The 22,457-nt window shown below is 63.3% G+C and carries 21 protein-coding genes and 1 pseudogene; 7 read left to right on the forward strand and 15 right to left on the reverse strand.

Annotated elements, in window-relative coordinates; genetic code table 11:
• Positions 1-17: 17 nt before the first annotated feature.
• Positions 18-287: a UxaA family hydrolase gene (locus tag AC57B6_RS18505; protein ID WP_028200038.1), complete on the reverse strand. Its 270-nt coding sequence runs from the start codon at positions 285-287 to the stop codon at positions 18-20.
• Between the two features lie 272 nt (positions 288-559).
• Between AC57B6_RS18505 and AC57B6_RS18510 the strand changes: the two genes are divergently transcribed.
• The 4 genes from AC57B6_RS18510 to AC57B6_RS18525 all read left to right on the forward strand — a co-directional run bounded on the left by AC57B6_RS18510 (position 560) and on the right by AC57B6_RS18525 (position 4,201).
• Positions 560-1,318: a GntR family transcriptional regulator gene (locus AC57B6_RS18510; protein ID WP_028200039.1), complete on the forward strand. Its 759-nt coding sequence runs from the start codon at positions 560-562 to the stop codon at positions 1,316-1,318.
• Positions 1,319-1,365: 47 nt separating this feature from the next.
• Positions 1,366-2,271 carry a LysR family transcriptional regulator gene (locus tag AC57B6_RS18515; RefSeq protein WP_406868643.1) on the forward strand — a complete coding sequence of 302 codons (906 nt, stop codon included), beginning with the start codon at positions 1,366-1,368 and terminating at the stop codon, positions 2,269-2,271.
• A gap of 111 nt (positions 2,272-2,382) precedes the next feature.
• Positions 2,383-3,060, forward strand: coding sequence for an HAD family hydrolase (locus AC57B6_RS18520; RefSeq protein ID WP_496421846.1), 678 nt, complete (start codon positions 2,383-2,385; stop codon positions 3,058-3,060).
• A 4-nt stretch (positions 3,061-3,064) separates the two neighbouring features.
• Positions 3,065-4,201 (forward strand): DSD1 family PLP-dependent enzyme, encoded by a 1,137-nt coding sequence (locus AC57B6_RS18525; protein ID WP_028200042.1) that lies wholly within the window; start codon positions 3,065-3,067, stop codon positions 4,199-4,201.
• 57 nt (positions 4,202-4,258) lie between these two features.
• On the opposite strand, the gene AC57B6_RS18530 is transcribed toward AC57B6_RS18525, so the two are convergent.
• The 9 genes and pseudogenes from AC57B6_RS18530 to AC57B6_RS18570 form a co-directional block, all read right to left on the reverse strand.
• Complete coding sequence (locus tag AC57B6_RS18530; RefSeq protein ID WP_496421847.1) at positions 4,259-5,428, reverse strand: porin; 1,170 nt, start codon at positions 5,426-5,428, stop codon at positions 4,259-4,261.
• Between the two features lie 57 nt (positions 5,429-5,485).
• Positions 5,486-6,562, reverse strand: a complete 1,077-nt coding sequence (locus tag AC57B6_RS18535; RefSeq protein WP_496421848.1) for a formylglycine-generating enzyme family protein — start codon at positions 6,560-6,562, stop codon at positions 5,486-5,488.
• An 11-nt stretch (positions 6,563-6,573) separates the two neighbouring features.
• Entirely contained in the window at positions 6,574-8,298 is a 1,725-nt protein-coding gene (locus tag AC57B6_RS18540) for an arylsulfatase (RefSeq protein ID WP_496421849.1), read from the reverse strand.
• 73 nt (positions 8,299-8,371) lie between these two features.
• Positions 8,372-9,820, reverse strand: a complete 1,449-nt coding sequence (locus AC57B6_RS18545; RefSeq protein WP_216752006.1) for an APC family permease — start codon at positions 9,818-9,820, stop codon at positions 8,372-8,374.
• A 288-nt stretch (positions 9,821-10,108) separates the two neighbouring features.
• Entirely contained in the window at positions 10,109-11,050 is a 942-nt protein-coding gene (locus AC57B6_RS18550) for a helix-turn-helix domain-containing protein (protein ID WP_216752005.1), read from the reverse strand.
• A gap of 266 nt (positions 11,051-11,316) precedes the next feature.
• A pseudogene (locus tag AC57B6_RS18555) lies at positions 11,317-11,514 on the reverse strand (aspartate aminotransferase family protein); the annotation flags it as partial.
• A 116-nt stretch (positions 11,515-11,630) separates the two neighbouring features.
• A complete protein-coding gene (locus tag AC57B6_RS18560) occupies positions 11,631-13,130 on the reverse strand; it encodes an aldehyde dehydrogenase family protein (protein ID WP_216752004.1) in 1,500 nt (499 codons plus the stop codon).
• A 193-nt stretch (positions 13,131-13,323) separates the two neighbouring features.
• Positions 13,324-13,770: a hypothetical protein gene (locus tag AC57B6_RS18565; protein ID WP_051743593.1), complete on the reverse strand. Its 447-nt coding sequence runs from the start codon at positions 13,768-13,770 to the stop codon at positions 13,324-13,326.
• Positions 13,771-13,782: 12 nt separating this feature from the next.
• A complete protein-coding gene (locus AC57B6_RS18570; protein ID WP_028200049.1) occupies positions 13,783-14,550 on the reverse strand; it encodes a helix-turn-helix transcriptional regulator in 768 nt (255 codons plus the stop codon).
• A 220-nt stretch (positions 14,551-14,770) separates the two neighbouring features.
• On the opposite strand from AC57B6_RS18570, the gene AC57B6_RS18575 reads away from it, so the two are divergent.
• Positions 14,771-15,556, forward strand: a complete 786-nt coding sequence (locus AC57B6_RS18575) for an SDR family NAD(P)-dependent oxidoreductase (RefSeq protein WP_106353389.1) — start codon at positions 14,771-14,773, stop codon at positions 15,554-15,556.
• A 17-nt stretch (positions 15,557-15,573) separates the two neighbouring features.
• Here AC57B6_RS18575 and AC57B6_RS18580 read toward each other — a convergent pair whose 3' ends face one another.
• The 5 genes from AC57B6_RS18580 to AC57B6_RS18600 form a co-directional block, all read right to left on the reverse strand.
• On the reverse strand, positions 15,574-16,377 hold the full coding sequence (locus tag AC57B6_RS18580) for an SDR family oxidoreductase (protein ID WP_496421850.1): 804 nt from the start codon (positions 16,375-16,377) through the stop codon (positions 15,574-15,576).
• Positions 16,374-17,201 carry a MoaF C-terminal domain-containing protein gene (locus AC57B6_RS18585; protein WP_496421851.1) on the reverse strand — a complete coding sequence of 276 codons (828 nt, stop codon included), beginning with the start codon at positions 17,199-17,201 and terminating at the stop codon, positions 16,374-16,376. The genes AC57B6_RS18580 and AC57B6_RS18585 overlap by 4 nt, the downstream gene beginning before the upstream one ends.
• A 163-nt stretch (positions 17,202-17,364) precedes the next feature.
• Positions 17,365-18,483 carry a class II histone deacetylase gene (locus tag AC57B6_RS18590; RefSeq protein ID WP_496421861.1) on the reverse strand — a complete coding sequence of 373 codons (1,119 nt, stop codon included), beginning with the start codon at positions 18,481-18,483 and terminating at the stop codon, positions 17,365-17,367.
• Between the two features lie 58 nt (positions 18,484-18,541).
• Positions 18,542-19,780, reverse strand: coding sequence for an MFS transporter (locus tag AC57B6_RS18595; protein ID WP_496421852.1), 1,239 nt, complete (start codon positions 19,778-19,780; stop codon positions 18,542-18,544).
• A 115-nt stretch (positions 19,781-19,895) separates the two neighbouring features.
• Complete coding sequence (locus AC57B6_RS18600; protein ID WP_491563959.1) at positions 19,896-20,957, reverse strand: porin; 1,062 nt, start codon at positions 20,955-20,957, stop codon at positions 19,896-19,898.
• A 115-nt stretch (positions 20,958-21,072) separates the two neighbouring features.
• On the opposite strand from AC57B6_RS18600, the gene AC57B6_RS18605 reads away from it, so the two are divergent.
• The gene (locus AC57B6_RS18605; protein ID WP_444514760.1) at positions 21,073-21,198 is read left to right on the forward strand and encodes a hypothetical protein; all 126 of its coding nucleotides are present in this window, start codon (positions 21,073-21,075) and stop codon (positions 21,196-21,198) included.
• A gap of 113 nt (positions 21,199-21,311) precedes the next feature.
• The gene (locus tag AC57B6_RS18610) at positions 21,312-22,451 is read left to right on the forward strand and encodes a response regulator transcription factor (RefSeq protein ID WP_496421853.1); all 1,140 of its coding nucleotides are present in this window, start codon (positions 21,312-21,314) and stop codon (positions 22,449-22,451) included.
• The last annotated feature ends 6 nt before the right edge of the window (positions 22,452-22,457 follow it).

Consider the following 22,457-nt stretch of genomic DNA (forward strand, 5'->3'; position numbering starts at 1 on the left):
CCTGGGAGGCGCGCGGCTTACCAGCGTTTCGTCTTGATGTTGTGCACATGGGCGTGCTCGCCCGCGCTGATCGGCGCCACCACCTTGCCGATATCCACGCCGTACTTGAACACCGTGTCGCCCACCGCCATGTCCTTGAGCGCCACCTTGTGGCCGATTGGAATGTCCTGTTTCGCGGCCACCGTCACGATCTCGTCCTCGTCCATGATCCACGCGTTCAGTTGCGTGCCTGCCTGAATCCCTTCGACAACCGCCACACCCACCGTGTCTTTAGCCTCGTGCAGCACGATGTGGATCGTCTTGCGTTCGCCCGTCTTCGCCGCCGTGTTCGCGGCGCCATGCGTTTCTGCTGCTGCCTGACTCATCTGCGTCTCCTGGTTGAGTTCAATTAGTGGCCGGTGCGTGCCGGGCGGCGCTTCAGAAGTCGCCGCTGCGTTTGTGTTGATTCATCCTAGGCGTCAAATTCATCCATGTCAACTAGATCATCTATATGTGTTACATGAGTGACTTATTGCCGTAAAATCGCGTCAATGCGCTTCAGAAGAATTCAGGGAGAACCATGAGCACCATGACGGAGACGCCGGCCGCCGTTGGCGGCACGCGGTACAAGGAAGTCAAGAACGCGCTGCTGGCGGCGCTGGCGGCGCACGAGTGGAAGGGTGGCGAGGCGATTCCGGCGGAAAAACGTCTCGCGGAACGCTTCGGCGTTTCGATCGGCACGCTGCGCAAGGCGATCGACGAACTGTGCGCCGAGAACATACTGATCCGGCACCAGGGCCTTGGCACCTTCGTTGCGATGCATCAGCGCGACCGGCATTTCTTCCGCTTCTTTCGCATCGTGCGCAACGACGGCGACAAGACCTACCCCACCGTGAGCCTCGTCAACTTCCGTAAAACGAAAGCCACGCAAAAAGTCGCGGCGCGGCTGAACATCAGCGAGGGGGCGCCGGTCTTTCAGTTCACGAATCAGCTCGCGCTGCACGGCGCGGTCGTAATCGTCGAGAACATCGTGGTGCCGCAGGCGCGCTTCCCCGACCTCACGGAAGCCGCGCTGCGCAACCGTCCCAACACGCTTTACAACTTCTATCAGGACGCGTTCGGCATCAACGTGGTGAGTACGGATGAGCGGGTGCGCGTCGGACAGGCGAGCGAGCTCGAGAGCGGGCTGCTCGAACTCGCTTCGGGCGCGCCCGTTCTGGAAGTCGAGCGTGTCGCGTATTCGTACAATGAACAGCCGGTCGAGTACCGGGTCACTCATGTAAACACGCAGGAGTACGACTATGTATCGAGTTATGCGCGCCCTTCGAGCGGCGGCTAAACATTGATAACGTTGCGAAAACGGCCGAGGCCCCTAAAATTTCCACCATGAACGACTCGGCCGATATCCGGTTTCTGCTGACCATCCGCGAAAGCGGCAGCCTGATCGCCGCGGCGCGAAAACTGGGACTGTCACCCTCGGCGGTGACCCAACGCCTGCAGCAACTGGAGAAGAAGCTGGGCGCCCAGTTGGTGAACCGCACGGCGCGCCGCTTGCAGTTCACGGAAGAAGGCACGCTTCTATGCGAACGCGGCGCTGAACTGGTCCGGCAATTTGACTCGCTGTTCGAAGACTTTCAGACCCGTCGGGGCGGTCTGATCGGCACGCTGAAGATCAACGCGCCGCTGGGATTCGGACGGCGCCACCTGGCGCCCGCCATTGCCGAATTCCAGCAGCAGAACCCGGATATCGACGTTGCGCTCACGCTGTCCGACCAGCCGCTGACCGAGACGATGGACCGCTTCGACGTCGTCGTGCATATCGGCGAATTGCCGGTATCCAATCTGGTCGGCTATACGATTGCACCGAATGCGCGTTTCCTCTGCGCCGCGCCGGCGCTGGTCAAGCGCTTCAGTCAGTTGGAGTCGCCGGAGGAACTGAGCAAGCTGCCGTGCATCGTGCTGCGCGAGAACAACGAAGATGTCTCGCTATGGCAGTTCAGCAAGGGCCGCACGCGGCGCAGCGTGCGCGTTTCTTCGCATCTGAGCTGCAATGACGGCGACGTGATCCGCCAATGGGCATGCGAAGGCCGGGGGGTCATCCTGCGTTCCGAATGGGACGTGGCCGACGACCTCGCGAAGGGAAGGCTCGTGCGCCTGCTGCCAGGCTGGAAGGCGCCTGACGCCAACGTCATCGCGCTCACGCATCAGCGAGCCGGCTTGCCGGCACGTACGCGGCATTTCATGCAGTATTTACAGGGCCGATTCAGGCCGTTGCCGCCGTGGCGAAGATAGATAATCAAGTGCGGTAAATTCATTGAAACTGAATTTGAGAGTTAGCCTCGCTGAATGCCGCGCACGTATCGGAACTCTATAATCGGCTCACCGTTCCTCGCCGGTTAAATCATGACCTCCTTATCGCCCTCCACCGCCTATCCCAAGGCGGTCCTCTTCGATCTCCTGACCGCCCTGCTCGATTCGTGGACGTCATGGAATCACGCCGCGGACTCCGAAGCGGCGGCCCGTGCGTGGCGCGCGGCTTATTTGCGCCGGACTTACGGCTGCGGCCAATACATCGCGTATGAACAACTGGTGCGCGAAGCCGCCGTGGAAGTGGGCTTACCGGAATCCGCGGCAATCGCGCTCGAAGCCAACTGGTTGAAGCTCGCCCCTTGGAGCAGCGCCGTCGATACGTTGCATGCGCTCAAACCGCATTGCAAACTGGCGATTGTCACCAACTGCTCCATCCGTCTCGGCTCCCAGGCTGCGGAGATTTTCCCGATTCACTGGGATGCCGTCGTCACAGCGGAAGAAGCCGGTATGTACAAGCCGGATCCGTTGCCTTACCGGCTCGCGCTGGACAAGCTCGGCGTCGGCGCCCATGAAGCCGCGTTCGTAGCGGGCTCCAGCTACGACATGTTCGGCACGGCCGCGGTCGGCCTGCGGACCTACTGGCATAACCGCGTGGGATTGCCGCTCGTGACCGGCGCACAGCCGCCCGAGGTGGAATCCCCGACGCTCGACGCACTGGTCCCATGGCTCAACCAGTTCGGCTTAACTTCAAGCCACCCTGCTTCCCGGTGAAAACATGAAATTCGACCATATCGACACCCCCGCCGCACTGATCGACATCCCCCGGATGCAGAAGAACATCGCGCGAATGCAGGCTCATATGAACACGCTGGGCGTGACATTCCGCCCGCACGTCAAGACCACCAAATGCATCGACGTGGTCCGCGCGCAGATCGCCGCCGGGGCGCGCGGCATTACGGTCTCGACCCTGAAAGAGGCCGAGGCTTTCTTCGCGGCCGGCGTCAGCGATATCCTTTACGCGGTCAGCATTGCCCCCTCCAAACTGCCGCGCGCGCTGGCGTTACGCCGCCAGGGTTGCGATTTGAAGCTGGTGGTGGACAACCCGACCGCCGCCGCGGCCGTCGCAGCATTTTCAGATCAACACGGTGAAACCTTCGAGGTCTGGATCGAGGTGGACACGGACGGGCACCGCTCCGGTATCACGCCGGAACAGGACACGCTGCTCGAAGTCGGCCGCATTCTGCATGAGAACGGCGTCACCGTAGGCGGTGTGATGACTCACGCGGGCTCCAGCTACGAGCTTCATACACCGCAGGCGCTCACCGCGCTTGCGGAACAGGAACGCGCCGGCTGTGTACGCGCGGCGCAACGGTTGCGCGACGCGGGCATTCCGTGCCCGGCCGTCAGCGTCGGCTCAACGCCCACAGCGCTCGCCGCCGCGCAACTGGATGGCGTGACCGAGGTGCGAGCGGGCGTCTATGTCTTCTTCGATCTGGTCATGCACAACGTCGGCGTATGCGCGCTCGAAGATATCGCGCTCAGCGTGCTCGCCACCGTGATCGGGCATCAGGCGGATAAAGGCTGGGCAATTCTCGACGCCGGCTGGATGGCGATGAGCCGCGACCGCGGCACCTCGAAGCAAGCTCATGATTTCGGCTACGGCCAACCCTGTCTGCTGAACGGCACCCCGCTTGACGGCTATGTCGTGAGCGGCGCCAATCAGGAACACGGAATTCTGTCGTCATCGAAAGAAGGCGCACCGGCCGACGACATCGCGGAGCGCTTTCCGATCGGCATGAAACTGCGCATCCTGCCGAATCACGCCTGCGCGACCGGCGCACAGTTCCCCGAGTATCACGCGGTTTCGGCGGACGGCGAAAGCGTCGAATGGCGGCGTTTTCAAGGCTGGTGAGGATCAGCGAATCACCGGCACGGCGCGCAACAGCACCGCCGTGCCGTCCTCATCGGTTCAGAACAGATGCTGGATGCCTGAGGTCACCACCAGTTGCCGCCGCGTACTCGATGGCGACACGCCATAGATCTGCGCCACCGCGTGACGCCCCTGTTGCGCAACGCCAATCAGATAGAGCGTCGTACGCCTGGATATCGCGTACTCCGTGCCGAGGTTGATCTGATCCCAGCCTGGCTGCGCATCGCCCGTACCACTGCCCGAGTAGCGCCCATTGGTCCGGATGTAGGCCACACCGGTTTGCCAGGCCGGCGTGATCTGCCACGTCAGATTCGCCTCGTAGTTATCGAGCGTCAACGCGGTCGCGTCCAGATAACGGTACTGCGTTTTCGAGTACATACCACCCAATGTGAGCGCACCGAAGAACCGGTACGAAGCGCCGGCAAGCCAGATACGCTGCCGTTTCACCCCCGCTGTACTGGCGATGCTGCCAGAAAACGTATTCTCATAGTCGTCGTACACGCCGGCACCCGGCGCGCCCAATGCGCCGGCAGGTTGCGCTTCGGGCCGGTCCGCCTGCAGAAAGCCGAGGCCTGCCGCAAACGGTCCACGTGTGTAAGCGGCGCCGGCGCTCATCAGGCGATTGTTCGCAAAGCCCGACGAACCGTCCGAGGCCGCTGCCTGATTGCTGAAGCCATAGGTCGCACCGAAACTCAGCCCGGCGAATTGCGGACTCGCGTATTTAACGGCGTTGCTAACCTTGAAGCTCGCATTGGTGTTGTCCGCATCGCCGACATGGGCGCCGATATAGCCGGCCCATGTTTCGTTGGTCGCGAAACCTGAGACCGTGTCGATCGTCGTGTCCCACTGCCGGCCCACCGTCACCGTGCCGAAACGATCGTCGGCGAGACCCACGTACGCGACATTGAACGCGCGACCCGTGCCGTGTCCGTTCTGGACATTGAACGGGCTCATCAAGCGGAAAATTGCGTGCGATCCGCCACCCAGATCTTCGCTGCCAGTCATGATCCAGCGCGACGCCGTCAACTGCCCGCTCGTCGTCGACCAGTCGGAATGCCCTCCGCTATTGTTCGCGTAGAGGATGCCCGCATCGATAATGCCGCTCAGGGTCACACTGCTTTGCGCATGAGCGGCGAGAGGCCCGCCGGCAAGCCATGCACAGGACGCAGCGACGAGCGTCATCCTCACGGTTTTTTCTCGTGATTTCAAAAGTACTCTCCAGATCCAGTTGTTTAGTTTTTTTGGCCGGCGCTCACGCCGACGCGTTTATGACCCGGGCAGTCTCAGCACCGTACGAAAGCCGATGTGATTGGTGCCCATCGTCACGTCCTGCGCATGGCGCGCGCTCGGCCGATAGCGTTTGCAATAGATCGGCGAACAGAGAAATGAGCCGCCTTTGATCGTGCCGAGGTCCGTGCTGCGTGCCTTCGCCACCAGCGCGTCTTCGAGATCGACGTTCGGGTTCGGCGGCGGCTCGCTCACCTGTTGCGCATGGTTCTGCTGCCACGGGTCCTTCACCCACTGCCAGACATTGCCGACCATGTCGTATAGCCCATAACCGTTGGCCGGAAAGCAACCGACCGGTGAAGTCGACACGAAGCCGTCTTTCGCGGTGTTCTGAAACGGGAACGCGCCCTGCCAGGTGTTGGCCATCATCTTCGAGCGGATCGCGAAGGTGTCGCCCCACGGATAGGCGGTCGAGGTGCCGCCATGCGCCGCGTACTCGTACTCCGCTTCGGTCGGCAGATCGCGGCCACGCCACTTCGCGTAGGCCAGCGCATCTTCATAGGCGATATGTACGACCGGATGATTGCCAAGTCCGTCGATTGAACTGCCGGGCCCGGTGGGATGCCGCCAGTCGGCGCCGGGCACGAAATGCCACCACTGCATCGCACCGACCAGCAGGTCCCTGGGCGGCAGAAAAACCGTCGAGCCGGGCCGCGTCATCTCCGCCGGCAACGATGGATAGCGTTTCGGATCGAGTCCGCGTTCGGCGAGCGTCTTATAACCCGTCGCCGCAACGAAGCGGGCAAACTCCGCGTTCGTCACGTCGTAGCGATCGATCATGAAGCTGCCCACTTTGACCCGCCGGGCCGGTGCTTCTTCCGGATAATCGCCGTCGGAACCCATCACGAAGCTGCCGCCCGGCACACGTACCTGATCGCTTTCCGACGATGCCGGCGGCAAACCGCTGAACGCCTTGCACGCCTGCAGGTTGCCGAGCGGCACGGCTTGCGGCGCCGCGCCGGCCGTCACAGTGGCCGCCAGCGCCGCCCGAGCGAGCACGACGCACACCAACGCCAGCCCATATCGCACGGTCGATTTCCGGATGTGCATGTTCATGCCCGCACTCCTCAGTAATCCATGCGTGGGTAAGACGTATCGCGCCACGTCTCGACAACGTTGTTCTGCTGCACGTATTGCGCCCACTCGGTCAGCATCTGCTCGAGGACTTCAGGACGCTTCGCGGAGAGATCGTGCAGTTCGGCGCGGTCGTGCGCGAGGTCGTACAGTTGCCAGTGGCCCTTAGCCTCGTCGTAGGAGTAGACCAGCTTCCAGTTGCCCTTGCGCAGCGCGTTACGTCCCATCAGCTCCATACCGTACACATAGTCGTCCACATGCACGCGCTTACGCTCGCCGGTCAGATAGGGTTTCATCGACATGCCCTGCATTGGCAGCACGGTGTGGCCGTGGAACTCGATACCAGGCTGCTGGATATTGGCGAAGTCGAGGATAGTCGGCGTCAGATCCTTGACCGTGAGCACCTGTTCGCTCTTGCCCGGTTGAACATGTCCAGGAAACGAGACGAAGGCCGGCGAACGGATTCCGCCTTCATTGGTGTAGGCCTTGAAGAGGCGGAATGGCTGTGCGCTCACCTGCCCCCACGCCGGTCCCTCGAACACGAACGAATTGGCGCGACCGATGTTGTCGAGCGAGTTGTCGAAGGTCTGCGCGATCCATTTGGCGTTGCCGCTGTCCTCGTCCCATTTGTTGCCTTCCGGTCCGTTGTCCGACAGGAATACGATCAGCGTGTTGTCGTATTGACCGCTCGCTTTCAGGTAGTCGATCAGGCGGCCGACGTTGCGGTCGAGATCGGCCACCAACGCCGCGTAGGCTTCCATCGTGCGGGCCGAACGTGCTTTCTCGTCGGCGCTCAAGGCGCTCCACGGTTTTGTGCCTTCGGGCAGTGGTGCCGGCTTCGCGTCGCTCGGCACGAGACCGAGGCGCTTCATCTTGTCGATCCGGCGCTGCGCGATCACGTCGTAGCCGACGTCGTAGTCGCCGCGCACTTTCTGCAATTCGTCGTCAGGGGCTTGCAGCGGCAAATGCGCCGCCGTATAGGCTGCATACGCAAAGAACGGCTTGCCGCCACGCTGCGAATCCTGCAGATAGGCAATCAGCTTGTCGGTGTACGTCCGCGATGAATAGAAGTCGGCAGGCAAGTCGATCTTCTTGCCGTTCTCGCGATAGGTCGGCTCCGGCGCATCCGATGTGATCGTCATCACTTTCTGCCTGAAGTGCGAGGCGCCGCCGTTCATCAACGCATAGGAGCGTTCGAAGCCGCGCTGATCCGGGCGCATGCCGTCGCTGCCGCCCAGATGCCATTTGCCGGCCATCACGGTCCAGTAGCCGGCGTCTTTCATGATTTCCGGCAAGGCCGCCACCCGCTGATTCAGGCCGCCCTCGTAGCCGGGATGGTTGACCTCTTCGGGCGTCAGATGCGGCGTGATCATCTCCGCCATATTGCCGACGCCGGCGAGGTGATTGTCCATCCCGGACAACAGCATCGAGCGGGTCGGTGAACAGGTCGGTGCGACATACATCGTGTCGAGCAGGCGGCCGTGCGCCACCAGTGCATCGAGATTCGGCGTGGCAATTTCGCTGCCGAATGCGCCGAGGTCCGAGCGTCCGACATCGTCGGCGACGATCAGCAGCACATTGGGACGCACGCCGGGCGCAGCAACCGCGCCAGCCGATGCGGACGCCGGGAGAGCCGCGTCCGCCGCGTACACGGGCGGCATCACGACGGCACACGCGCCGCCTACGAACGTTGCTGCAAGGATGGTACGAAAGCTCATTTGATCTCCATTTCCACGATGTCTTTTTAAGCTCGAAGCAAGTCTTGTTGTCGCAAAGCCGTTACGGAACGCTTTACAACCTTGAGCGCCCTAACCGCTCAAACGCTTCACGGTCGCGCTGCTTGAGCTTCTTCGCCGCGAGCACGCCCGCCACCGTAAAAATCGGCAGCAATGCGGTCAATGCGTACGACACGCCTGCGCCAGCACCGGTCAGCAGCGGAAAATTCAAGATTGCGAGCACCAGCACAACCGCCAGCGCGAGACCGGAGAGCACCGGCAACACGCCCACGCGCATCACGCCCGCGTCGTCGCAACCGGTACGTCTGAAGAACACGAACACGGCCGCCGACGAAAGCGCCATCAACGCGATGATGCAAAGCGTCGCCACATTCGTGAGCCATGAGAACAGTGTCAGAACCGGATCGGCATGGGCGACGATGAACACCAGCACCACGATCGCGGCCACCGCCGTTTGCGCAAGCGAACCGATATGCGGACTGAGATGCACACGATGCGTGCGGCCAAGCGCTTGCGGCAGCAAACCCTCACGGCCAGTCGCGAAGAAGTAGCGCGACGCCGAGTTGTGGAAAGCCAGCAGGCCCGCATACACGCTGGTGATGAACAGCACGCTCATCGCCGCCGTCAGCGTCCTGTTGGCATAGTGATCGGAGAGCGTGTAGAGGAACGTGGTCGGATCGCTCAACGCGGTGAGCGTCTTGACGATCTTGTCGCTGCCCGCGCCAATCACCATGCACCACGCGGAGAACGCATAGAACACGCCGATCAGCAGCACCGAAATGTAAGTCGCCAACGGCACCGTGCGCTGCGGGTCTTTCGCCTCTTCGCTATAGATCGTGGTCGCTTCGAAACCAATGAAGCTGGCGAAGCAGAACAGAAAGCCGATCGCGGGCGTGCCGCTCATGAAGACGTGTGGCGTGAACGAGGCTGCATTGATGCCGCTATCGCCACCGCTCTTCAGAATCGCCAGATCGAGGATCAACACGACGATGTACTCACCGAACACCAGCAGCGAAAGCACTTTCGCCGACAGATCGATTTGCCGGTAGCCGAATACGCCGATGCTGGCCATCGCGGCAAGCGAGCAGATCCACCACGGCGTATTGAGGTTGAAGTGGGTGTGCAGGAAGTCCGAGGCCACCGCGCCGAACATGCCGTACAAACCGATCTGCATCGTGTTGTAGCCGAGCAGTGCGATCAATGCCGCCGCGCCGCCCGCGGTGCCGCCGAGACCGCGAGCCGTGAACGCATAGAAGCCGCCGGCGTTGGTCACGTGCCGCGACATGGCCGTATAGCCGGCGGAGAACATCAGCAGGATCACCACGGTGGCGATCAGCAAGGCCGGTGTGCCTGCGCCGTTGCCGAGCATGATGCCGATCGGAAAGCCGCCGGCGATCGCGACCAGCGGCCCGGCCGCCGAGATCACGAAGAAAATGATGAAGCCCAGTCCCAGCGCCCCTTTGCGTAACTCGGTGGACGGTGACGGTTCAGCGACGACATTCATAGTTTTGGCTCCTGGATTTTCCTTCGTCCGCGTCACGACGAAGTCGGGCGCAGCGCAAGTGTTGACGCACTGTAGAAAACCAAAAATGCTGAGCGGGAGCACAAATCGGCAACGCAGCACGAACCGGGGTTTACGCTTAGGCGCTGGTCACACAGCCGATTGCGAACGTGAAAGATCAGGCGGGACGTGCGCATGCACGTCCGCAAGCGGGAACCATTCATGGTGAAAATCCGCGCGGAGAATCGCACAGAACATCGGGCCGGCGGGCCCACCCGCTCGTGCGGGCTGTTAGCTCAGGCGCGGTGTCTGCGACGGCAATTCGCCGAACAGGTCACGATACTCACGGGCAAAATAGCCGAGATGCGTGAAGCCCCAGCGGCAAGCGGCATCGCCGATCAGAAGCTCTTCCGCGCTCGTCATACGTAACAGCCGATGCACCGCATTGAGCCGGATCGAACGCAGGTATTCGACAGGCGTCACATTGGCTACGCGTTGGAAACTCGTTTGCAAGGTTCGGCGGCTGCAGCGCAGCGCGCGGCAGAGATCGAGCACGGTGATCGGCTGTTCGGCGTTGTCTTGCAGAATGCGTTCGCAACGCCGCACGATGTCGCTATAGGTGGTGTGCGTAAGGTCTCGCGGCGGCGTCTGCGTCGCGCTTTCGATCAGGCCAAGAAGCACACTGATCATTTCGTCGCGGAATACCTTGGTCGCCGCGGGATGCGCAAACGCGGCCGCATTGCGCTCGGCAGCGTCGAGAAACGGTGCGAGCCGCTCACGCAGCATCACGCCCTGCTCATCGGAAAGCGCCAGTACACCGCCTCTTGCCTGACGGCTGGCGTGCTCGCCCACCATCACGCCCAGCAACTCATCCATCATGTCGGCGCCGACACTGATGCCGGCATAGTGCATCGACTCGGGCGTGTAGAAGCGAAACTCCTCGCCCGCGCCGAGCAGCAGCAGCGCGTAACCCTCCACGCGCCGCCCCTGAAACGTGCCGACGAGCGGCGCATACAAAGGCACCGCGATCGAAGCCAGACCGGCCGGCGAGACGCCATGCTGCACCACACGGCGATTGGTGGTCTCGCGAAAGAAATGAAAGTCGTTCGAGATCGCCTGCACGAGCGTGCTCTGGAAGCGGCCCGGCGTCATCTGACGATAGACCTGCTCCCAGCCGCTCACGGCCAGCGAATGATCGTGCACGTCGGCAAGCGTGCTGATCCGGAAGTCCATGTCCCCTCCCGCCTACTTCGAACAGGCTACATTCATGCGATGACGGCCCGGCCTGTCGTAACGGGCGCCAACCTGGACGCAGGCGAAGACCGCGGCTCGCGGCGCCTCGTTCTGCCAATGAAGAAGCAATGTAATGCCAGGCTGGCGGATGCGGTTCGATTCAAAAAAACCGCGACACTTCCACGGATTCAGTTTCATCGCGCGCGGCCCCAACCTGGAATGCACCTGTGCATTCTGCAGCGCGCCTCAACACTTGACCAAGTCAATTATGCAAATTTCACTTCGTCGAAGCCGGCGGCCAGCGCACCGACCAGCGCGTCGAGCTGCCCCAATTCGACCACCAGCGGCGGCGACAGAATAATCTTCGTGCCGATCGGCCGCTTCAGTGCGCCGTGAGCGCGCGCCACTTCGGCCACCGCGTTGGCATAGCCCGGAGCCGGGTCGATCGGCTCGCGGTTTGCTTCGACTTCATTTCGGCCGGGTGCTGCATCGGATGCCAGAAGGCGGAATCGTTCGTTCCCATAGTGCTTACTCCATTAAGTATGGTTCGCGTGCCCGCGCCCAACTCAATGCGCGAGCTTCAATGCGCGATGCACACGGACTTGGTTTCCGTAAAGCCTTCGATGGCGTACTTGCCGAACTCTCGGCCGATGCCCGACTGTTTGAAACCGCCGAACGGCATGCCAGGGTCGAGCGGCACATGACAGTTGACCCACACAGTGCCCGCCTCCATTCGCGGCACGAGGTTCATCACGGTCTTCAGATCATTGCTCCACAGACTCGCGGCGAGGCCGTACTGTGAATCGTTGGCGAGGCGTAGTGCTTCGAGCGGGTCGTCGAACGGGACGACGGCGAGCACGGGACCAAACACTTCGTCACGCACGATTGCCGCGTCGTGCGGCACGTCGGCGATCACCGTGGGGCGCACGTAGTAGCCCGGCAGATCGACCGGCTTGCCGCCCGCAAGAAACTTCAGACCGGCTGACTGAGCGCGCGCGATGTGCTGATTGACGCGGTCTCGATGCAGCGCGGACACGAGCGGATTGATCTGCGCCGCCGGATCGAGGCCGGGTCCGAGCGTCATCGCGTTGGCGATATCGGCGAGACCGTCGGCCACCTGCCGATACTTGCTGCGATGCACGTAGATGCGCGAGGCCGCGGCGCACACCTGCCCCTGGTTGAAGAAGCCGCCGGCCAGCGCACCCTGAATCGCCTGCTCGACGTCGATATCGGCGAGCATCACCGCGGGATTCTTGCCGCCGAGTTCAAGCGAGAAGCGCGTCATGTTCTGCACGGCGGCCGTGCCGACCAGCTTGCCGGTCGGCGTCGAACCGGTAAACGAAATCTTGCTGAGGCCCGGATGCGCGGCCAGCGCGGCGCCGCATTCGCGGCCACCGGTGACGACGTTGAACACGCCGGCGGGAACGCCGGCCTCCAGTGCCAGTTCGGCCAGCCGCAGCGCCGTCAGAGGGGTTTCCGGCGACGGCTTGATCACGATGGTGCAACCCGCCGCGAGCGCCGGCACCAGTTTCCACACCGCGATCATCAGCGGGAAATTCCACGGCACGATGCCGGCCACCACGCCGATCGGCTCCTTGCGCGTGAACGCCGTATAGCGGGTACCGGGCGGAAACGGGATCGACACGTCCAGCGTTTCGCCGGTAATCTTGGTCGCCCAGCCCGCCATATAGCGCACGTATTCGATCGTCGCGCCCACTTCCACCGCGCGGGCAATGTTGATCGACTTGCCCTGATTCAGCGTTTCGAGTTGCGCGAGGTCTTCGGCATTGGCTTCGAGCAGGTCGGCAAAGCGCAGCAGAATGCGTTCGCGATCGGCGGGACGCAGGCCGCTCCACACCCGCGCGTCGAACGCGGCGCGCGCATTGCTCACTGCGTGATCGACGTCGGTTGCGTCCGCATCCACTACCGTCGCGAGGCGCTCGCCGCTCGCCGGATTGAACACGTCCAGCCGGCGCTCCGAATGCGCGCGTTGCTGCGTGCCGCCGATAAACAGGCCGAAATCGCGTTGCACGAACGCGCGAACCGCGTCGCTGACGATAACCGTTGCATCGTTACTCATATCCGGGGTCTCTCGTTGGTGTCTTGTTACTGACTGCGGATGGCCACGGGGCCATCGCGGTGAAGCATGGTGTCACGCAGTTTTTTCGACCGTTAGCGCAAATCGGCAGCGAGCCCGTGCATTAGGGAAAACATCTAATAGTCGTGTGCGCTCAGGTACACCCAGGTGCGCTCAGGTGCGCTCGATGACACGCTCACGGTTGCGCATACAGACAACGCTCGAAAGCGTCGCGCTGCACGAATAGCCGTTCGGGCAGCAACACCGCTTCGGCTGCGTTGATCTGCAAGAACAGCGCAAAACGCACGCCATCGCTATGGCCGGCAATGGCGCAATTCGTTTCGACGAAACCGCGGCAAAAGCGCGGGTCGCCGGACAGAATGTCGGCATCGTCATGCAGGCCGACACACCGCGCGCCATCGACGATGTTCCAGCTATCGGGCAAGCGCAGCAGAATGTCGGACACGTCTTCTTCACGCGAAATCACCGCGGCGAGCGCAGACGGCCGGCGTTGGAACCAGCGCGCGCCATGCCGGCTATCGGCGCGCTCCACCGCGACAGCGGCGACGGCATAAAGCAGCATCGAGCCATCGGCCTCGACCGGTTCGACGCGCGCGCCCGCCATCGGCCAGGTGTCGATCATGGCTTCGGTCCTCTATAGAAAGAGCGCGCCGATCATCTCCGTGCGGCTCGACACGCCGAGCTTGCGGAACATGCGCAACAGGTGGGTTTTGACGGTGGGCTGCGCGAGCGCGAGCTCGCGTGCGATCTCCTTGTTCGACAAGCCGTTACGCACGAGACGCGCGATCTGCTGTTCGCGATGCGTCAGGTTTGGACGGATATCGTTTTCGACCTCCGTGCCGTGGCGCGCGTGGGTGCGCATCGCCCGCTGCTCGCGCAGCGCCGGCACCAGCGCCGCTTCCAGCAGCGGTTGCACTGCCCTTGCGTGGTGCTGGTCGTCCGCCGAGAACGCGGCGGCCGGCGCCATGCGCAGCAGTGAGAACGCCGCCGCCGGCCGCGTGCCCTCCGCGCCGGGGGCGCCGGGTGCGCCGGATGCGTCGTCTCGCAGCAAGACCTCCATCACATCGACCACCTGATGCGGATTCAGGAAGCGCCGCCAGTACACCGAAGCGCCGCGCACCATCTCGGGCAACTCGCCCGCGAGCGTGAGCACGTTGCCGGTCCGCGTCGAAAAACGCGACGGATGCATGGGATCGAGCGTGCAGTAACGCTGCAAATAGGTGCGATGCATCGTCTCGGTCATGCCGAACAGTTCGAAACCCGACGGCTCGTTATCCGCGCCGACCCAGTAAAAAACCGTTGCCGATGGCCGCAACAGTTGTGCGAGCGCGCTCACCGCAGCGCCCAGCGCGGGCATAAAGGCGCCTGGAGACGCGGCTGCGTCGCGGATCGTATTCAACATGGCGCTCTCCCGGTTCACCAGCTCCGGCCCATCGTACGAACGCCCAATTCCATGGCGTGAGCACGAATTGGCAAATCGACGCGGCTTGCCTGCTGAAACGACGGCTGCGTTGTCATCCTTTTGCCTGATTCCGCGTCGCGGCCCGCACGCCTAGACTCTGAATTCACGTTGCCTCCTTTCATCACACCAGATCACCTTCATTCATATTCGTAAGGAACCCATGTCCAGACAACGCACCGTCGTCATCACAGGCGCAGGCACCGGCATCGGTGAAGCCTGCGCGCGGCTGTTTGCTGCGCGCGGCGCACGCGTGGCGCTGATCGGCCGGCGCCGCGCGCCCCTCGAACGGGTGGCGCGCGAAACCGGCGGCCTCGCGCTCGACGGCGACGCAGCCAACCCCGCCGACTGGCAGCGTTTCATTGCGGCAATCAAGGCCGACGGCGGCGCTATCGACGCATTGATCGCCTGTGCCGGCGGTTTCGGCATGGGCGCCGCCACCGAGACCGACGACGCGGCCTGGTCCGCCGCCATGCGCGCGAATCTCGATACTTCCTTCGTCGCCGCCCGCGCCTGCCTGCCCGATCTGATCGAACGGCGCGGCGCCATCGTGCTGGTCGCCTCGATCGCTTCGCTCGCCGCCGGGCCGGCCGTATGCGGCTACACCACCGCAAAACACGCGCTGATCGGCCTGACGCGTTCGCTTGCGCGCGACTACGGCCCGCACGGCGTACGCGTCAACGCGGTCTGCCCCGGCTGGGTCCGCACGCCGATGGCCGACGCGGAAATGCAGCCGCTGATGCAGCGCTATGACGAATCCCTCGACGCGGCCTATCAGCGGGTTTGCGCCGATGTGCCGTTGCGCCGCCCCGCGCAGGCGGAGGAAATCGCCGGCGTTTGCGAGTTTCTGGCGTCGCCCGCCGCGTCGATCGTGACGGGCGCCACCCTCGTTGCCGACGGCGGCTCCTCGATCGTCGACGTGCCGACCCTCGCGTTCGAACATATGTAAGCGAGGTCAGCGAGGCCTTAGCCCATCACGGCGGCCGACTCCGGCAAGGTCGCGCCGCCGTCGACCACGATGGTCTGGCCGGTGATATACGCGGCCGCGTCGGAAGCCAGAAACAGCATGGCCGCCGCGATATCCGCCGGTTCGCCCAGCCGCCCGAGCGGGATTGCCTGTTCGATGCGGCGGTTATGCGCGTCGTCGCCCAGGTTGCCCATTGCGGGCGTGCGGATCATGCCGGGCTCGACGCCGTTGACCGTGATGCGATGCTTCGCCAGTTCCAGCGCCGCCGCGCGAATAAAGCCATTCACGCCCGCCTTCGACGCCGCGTAATGCGCAAGCCCCGGATACGCCACACGTGGCCCGGTCACCGACGAGGTCGCCAGCATCCGCCCGCCGCCTTGCCGGATAAACGCAGGCGTCGCCGCCTGCGCGAGCCAGAAGAGCGCGGCGAGATTCACCGCGAAAGTGCGCTGCAAAATCGCGGGCGTAATCGCCTCGAAGGCAGTGAGCGGAAAATACGCAGCGTTGTGCACGACCACGTCGAGCCTGCCGAAATCCGCCTCTACCTCGGCAACGAGATGCTCGATCTGCGCGTACTCGGCCATGTCCGCTGCGTAGGCACGCGCCGTGCCGCCCTGCTGCGCGAGCGGCCGCGCCGCTTCCGAGGCCGCGTCGACGCGCAGATCCGCGATCGCCACCGAGGCGCCGCGCGCGGCAAACGCCTCGGCAATGCCGCGCCCGATGCCTTGCGCGCCGCCGGTCACCAGCACGGTCTTGCCGGCGAAATCACGCACGCTGATCGTTTGCTGCGCGGCGCCGTTCATCGCGGATACCGTGTCACATTGAGCACTTCCGCAAGTGCGCCGACCGGGAAATTCGACAGCGAGTCGAACTGGCTGCCCCGGTAGCCAAAAATCTTGCCGTCGGTCTTCTTGCGTTCGAGGTCGATCATCACCACGCCGAGCGTCGGAATGATTTTTTCACGCCAGACGAACAGGTACAGGTCTTTGGCGATGGCGATGTAGTGGCAGCGATCCACGTCGGCGAGACCGGCTTCCGCGCCCGAAAGACATTGCCACGCATAGAAGTTGTCGTTCAGATAGACGTGCTCGTACTGTTCCGTCGCGCTATACGTGTACAGGTTGCGCATGCCGATCAGTTCGCGCGTCGGGTGATGCAATGCCGCTTCAGCGCCTGCCTGCGCACCAGCCTGTGCGCCCTGCGCCACGATCCTGCCGTGACGCAAACGCACCTGCACGCCGGTCAGCTCCAGGCCTCGCTCGACGCGCGTGAACGCATCGGTACGCGCTTCGCTTTCGTTCGGCAGGGTGCCGGCTAACGAGGTGCACAGGCCCTGCTTCACGTCGAGCACGTGACTCGTCGCTGCCGGCCGCGAGCCGTCGCCACCGCCGATGTAATCGACGAAGTAAATGCCGTCGCGCACCGAGGTGATCCGGCAATCGAATTGGCCGTTAGACGTACGCACCACACCGGCGGAGACGAACGTCAAAGTCTCGGCGGGGTCATCCGCGAATTCAAGCTGCAACGTGCGGCCAGTCAGATCGTCGACCGGCGGCAAGATGTGGCTGTCAGGTGCGAAACCTTCGGCCAGTGCGCCGACCTGGATGAAAACGGGTTGAGATGTCATGTCTGTATGGCTCCAGTAGTTCGATGATTTGCCGCGGCTAGGGCCGCCTCTAGCGAGGTGCCGCGGCGCCTTTGACTACTGTACGGAGGGCGCGGGTGCGGCGGCATCAACCATAAGGATGACAACGCCCGCGCTTCAAAGCGTTCTGAACGCGATCGAGCAGTCAAAGACCCGGCAGCCCGAATTCATCCGCCAGTTCATCGATCAAGCCGCGCTGAAACGCCTTGAAGCGCTCGTTCGGCTGCTGCGCAATCGCCAGATCCAGCATCGGATCGGTCACCAGCGTGCGCACGTCCGCCAGCGTTTCGACAATCGCATGGCCGCAGAACGGCACATACGCTTCCGAATACCCGCCCTCGTGCACGATCACCAGACGCCCGCCGCAATAGCGTTCCGCGGCATCGCGCATCAACTGCGTCATCGCCCGATAACTCTCGCTATGCAGCAGCATGCGGGCGAGTGGATCGACCGCGCTCGCGTCGAGCCCGCTCGCCACCACGATCAGATCCGGTCTGAACGCGTCGAGCGCAGGCAGCACGATGCGCTCGAATGCGTACAGATAGGCGTCGTGGCCGCCGCCCGGCAACAGCGGAATGTTCAGGTTGGCCCCCATACCGGCGCCCGTGCCGCGCTCGTCCGCGCCGCTGTAGCCCGGCGGAAAGCAGCGATCCTGATGCAGCGAAATCGTCAGAGAGTTAGGGTCGTCGTAGTAGATCGACTGCGTGCCGTTGCCGTGGTGGACATCCCAGTCGATCACCGCAACGCGTTCGACGCCATGCTTCGCGCGGGCCGCTTCGATCGCAATCGGAATGTTGGCGAGCAGGCAGAAACCCATCGGCTTGTCGCGCAGACAGTGATGGCCGGGCGGCCGCGAAAGCGAAAATGCGTTGCTTGCCCGCTTCTCGAGCACGGTATCGATCGCGCCAATCGCCAGCCCCGCGGAAAGCGCGGCGATCTCGTAGCTCCCTTTGCCGAATGGCGCGAGCTCGCCCAGATCGCCGCCGGTCGTATCGCTGAGCGCCTTGAAACGGTTCAGATAATCCCGCGAATGGACGCGCAGCAAATCCTCCTCAGTGGCAAGCGCCGCGCTCTGCATGTCGAGCGAGGCCGCCAGCCCCGAGGTCTGGATCAAGGCCAGCAGTCTGCGTTTCGAATCGGGCGATTCCGCGTAACCGCTGCTCGACGGCGGCTGCACCCAGCCGCCGATCGGAAAGAACAGCGCATGCGTGCCACCGGTATGCCAGAAAGTGCGTTCGTCCGTGAAAAATGCCGTTTTGCTCATCATGTCTCTTACCTGTAGTTCACCTGCGGATTCAGATCGACCGGGTTCGGCAGCACGATCACGGCTGCGTACCCGGCATTTCGCGCCCGCTACGCTCAACGCGAAGCAGGCAAATGAAAGACAACGCACAGATCGCTGCCGCGCCCTGAAACAACGTATTGAGTCCCGCGCCGGCGTCGAGCAGAACGCCGGCGATCAGCGGACCGACCGCTAGCCCCGCGCCGATCACGAAGTTCAGCGTGGCGATCAAACGGCCCGACGTATCGGTTTTTGCGGCTGCGGCAAGGATGAACGGCAGCACGAAGGTCCATGCGAACTTGAACGCGAAGATCGCGGCGGCATAACCCATCGAACCCGGATGCGCCGACAGCCCGAGCAAAGCCGCGACGAGAATCGCGTAACCCGTCAGCAGCATCGCGGCACGCGCGATCCGGTTGCCGATAAACGACGCGCACGCCGCGCCGACGATTCCCATCACGCTCGCGATAGCCAGCAGTTCGCCGGTATGCCCGGCGTCGAGTCCGGCGAGCGATGCCGCCTTGCTCGCGAAGGTCCAGACGCCGCCGATCGCCACATAGAACGTGAGCACCCCACCGATCACCAGCGTCGCCAGAAACCACGTGCTGCTGCGGCCACCGTGGTTACCGGACGCGGCCTGTTGCGCCTGCTTGCCACTAGCTCCGCCCAGGGCCGGATCGAAGCCGCGCGTAAGCGGCGACGCGATCAGCGCGAGCACGGCCAGCGTCACATACAGGGCGCGCAGACCGAACGCTTCGAACAGATGCGGCAGCACGACGAGACCGAGTGCGCCGGCCACCAGTTGACCGACCACCCACAAGCCATACACGCGGTCACGATTGCCGCTCGTCGCCGCGCTCGTCATGCATAGCACCATCAGCGTGCCGCCGCCGAGCGCGGTCAACGCGCGCAGCACCAGCAATGCGACGAAGCCCGGCATCAGCACCGCCGTGGCGAGATTGCCGAGGCAAAACACCGCCGTGGCGATCGCCGCGACACGGCGCGCGTCGACACGGCCCAGCCACAGGAGCGACGGCAAGGTCGCGCAACTGAACGCGCCGAGTTCGACGAAGAAGTAAGTACCGATCTGCGAGGCGCTCAAACCGAGCTGTCCGCCGAGCTGCGCCGCCACGGCCGGCGCGACCAGCAACAACAATGGCGTGATGGCGGCGAACACCACCAGCGACAGCAGCGTGGACGCCGCGAATTCGCGTGGCGCGGCCGCGGGCGTCGCGGACACGCCGGCTGTGGCAAATGAGGAGGTCGAAGAAGTTTTCATGGGGCTCGTGAGGTAACGGTTGCGTTGCAACGAGGGCCGGTATGCGGTCCAGGAAAAAGCGAAACCAGGCCGGCGCGGTGTCGACACCGAAGCGCCACGCCGGCGCGACGCACACTCAGAACGTGTGATACATGCCGAGCATCGCGCCGAACTGCGAGGCGCCATTGAGCGGCGAGGCGTCATATTCATAGACGGGTTGCGAGCTTTGACTGCTGTTGCGCGAATAGCCGAGATTCACATACGCCACCGTGCGCTTTGACAATGCATAGGTACCGCTCGCGATGAACAGCGTCGGATGACCGACACTCGGCGTGTTCGACCAGGTCTGATAGACGCCGCCCGCAAGGCCGACGAAATTGTTGACCTGATAACGCGCCCCGCCCCATGCCACCGTTTTCGACGGCGCGAGTGTTCCCGTTTGCCGTTCGGCGCCGCCATACAGCGAGAGCGTCGCGATGTCCCAATGCGCGGCCAGCGTGCCGATGGTCTGCTGCAGTCCCGAGGTATCGCCATCCGCGGACGCCGTGCCTTGCGCCCGATGCAGCGCCGCGCTGATGCCGTAGCCATTGCCGCCGTACTGCGCGCCGATTTCCAGCACGCGGCCCGAGCGCGAATTGCCGGCCACACCGCCAGTCGCAGCCAGCGCCTCGGCGCTGAAACCGCCGTAATCGGCGCTCTTGAACTTCACCGAGTTGTCGATGAAGTTGGCCGATAGCGGCACCAGTTCGCCCTGCCCGCTATACGCCGCGTACAGCAGCGGGTCGTAGAAAACGGTGCGATCGAACAGCACGCTGAATTGCCGCCCCAGCGTGACGGTGCCGAACTTGCCGGTTAAGCCGACGTAAGCACCCCGAAAAAATGCATAGCCCGGCACCGTAGCCGTGCCGTCGTTCACGTTGATACCCTGCTCGAGGCGGAAGATTGCCTGCAAGCCGCCACCCAGATCTTCCTTACCCGTCAAACCGATCTGCGAGGGCAACACACCGTAGTTCTGCAAGTTGACCGCGCTGTGCTGGCCGTCCGCGTTCGTGCGGTACTGAATGCCGGCATCGATCAAACCGTACAGCGTGACACTCGATTGCGCGTGTGCGGCCGTGGCGCACAAGCCGGCCGCCGCGCTCAATACCGCCAGCGTCTTTCGTCGACCTCCACGCTGCCGTGATTCGTTTCGTTTCATCGAGAAGCTCCAAACCGTCCAATGTTTTTGTAATGTGTCCGTCACTGCGGGTTGCATCTCCGATCCAGTGCAACGGCAGTGTCCGTAGCGGCAATTGCGCTGACTAGACGTCCAGATGAACGGTAAGGAAAACCCGCACGCGATTGCGCGCGGCCTTGCTGCGATTGGCATGCGCCGCGAAGTTGAACGGCCCGGCGTGCTGACGCGGCGCGGCATCCACGGCCCGGGGCCGTTCAAATGAGGGGGTGTAAGGCCATTTTGGCCGCAGCGTTTTTCAAAAAAGTGCCACGTATAATCGATCGGCATGCCGCGCGCGCGGCCAGACGCGCCTTATCGACAGCCGAAGGAAACAGCGTGACAGTCACCGCGGACACCAGGCGGGTTCTCGATCAGTGGGGTGAAATGCCCGCTGCCATTGCGCTCGACGATTACGCGGGCGCGCCGCTCGAACAGCGCAGCGCCGATTTCGAAGGCACGCTTTCCGGCAATGGCACCGCGACGCGCGGCCTGAGCCTTTTCCTGCTCGACCTGTATGCGCTCGCCAACCGCGCCGGCATCGGCGAATTCGAGCATGGCTTCTTTCGTCTGCTCTCGCAGCATTTACCATTCGACGCCGGCTGGACCGGCGTGACCACGCATACGGCCAATGGTCCGGTGATGCACAACAGCTTCGTCTATGGCCTGCCGGGCGAATTCTTTACCGACTGGCAGCGCGTGCGGGACTGCGATCCGCTCGCGCTCGGCTCGATGAACAGCTACGGCCGTGCGCTGGCGGTGTCGATCGTGGCGCCCGGCATCGATCAGCGCTTTCGCAACTGGGCGATCAAGTACGGGCTCGCGCAGTTGATGGTGGTGTCGGCGCTCGATCATCGCTTCGGGCTCGCGACGTTCTTCTCGGTATATCGCCGCGCGCTCGACAAACCGTTCTCCGCGGCGGATGCGCAAACGCTGGAGGATGTGATTCCGCATCTGAGCGCGGCACTCACGATCAACCGCTCGTTTCAGTTGACGCGCGAGCGTGGCGGGGGCGTCTCAACGCCGGCGCGCGCGATCTGCGACGGTTTTGGTGCGGTGCATCAGGCGGATAAAACGTTCGAGACTATTCTGCGCAGCGAGTGGCCGGGCTATCAGAACCAGCATCTGCCCGCGCCGCTGATCGCGCATCTGCATGCGAGTACGGGCCAGCCGTATGTCGGCGAAACGGTGACGGTAAGCTGTTCGCCGGTAGTCGGTCTGTTTCAGCTGGAAGCGCGCCAACGCTCGCCGCTCGACCGTTTGAGTCCGCGCGAACTGAATGCGATCAGGCTGTACGGCGACGGCCTCTCGCATAAGGAAGTCGCGCAGCGCATGGCGATTTCGCCCACCACCGTGCGCCACTATCTGCGCTGCGCGTACAAGAAGCTCGGCATGCACGACAAAAGCCAGATTCCGTGGCTGCTCGGCCTCAGGGAGAACGCCGCGGCAAATACCTCGGCGCCCGGCCAGGGCGATTGACCTGCC

It is taken from the genome of Paraburkholderia sp. BGA-UO-ETr-F12 (assembly GCF_059567945.1).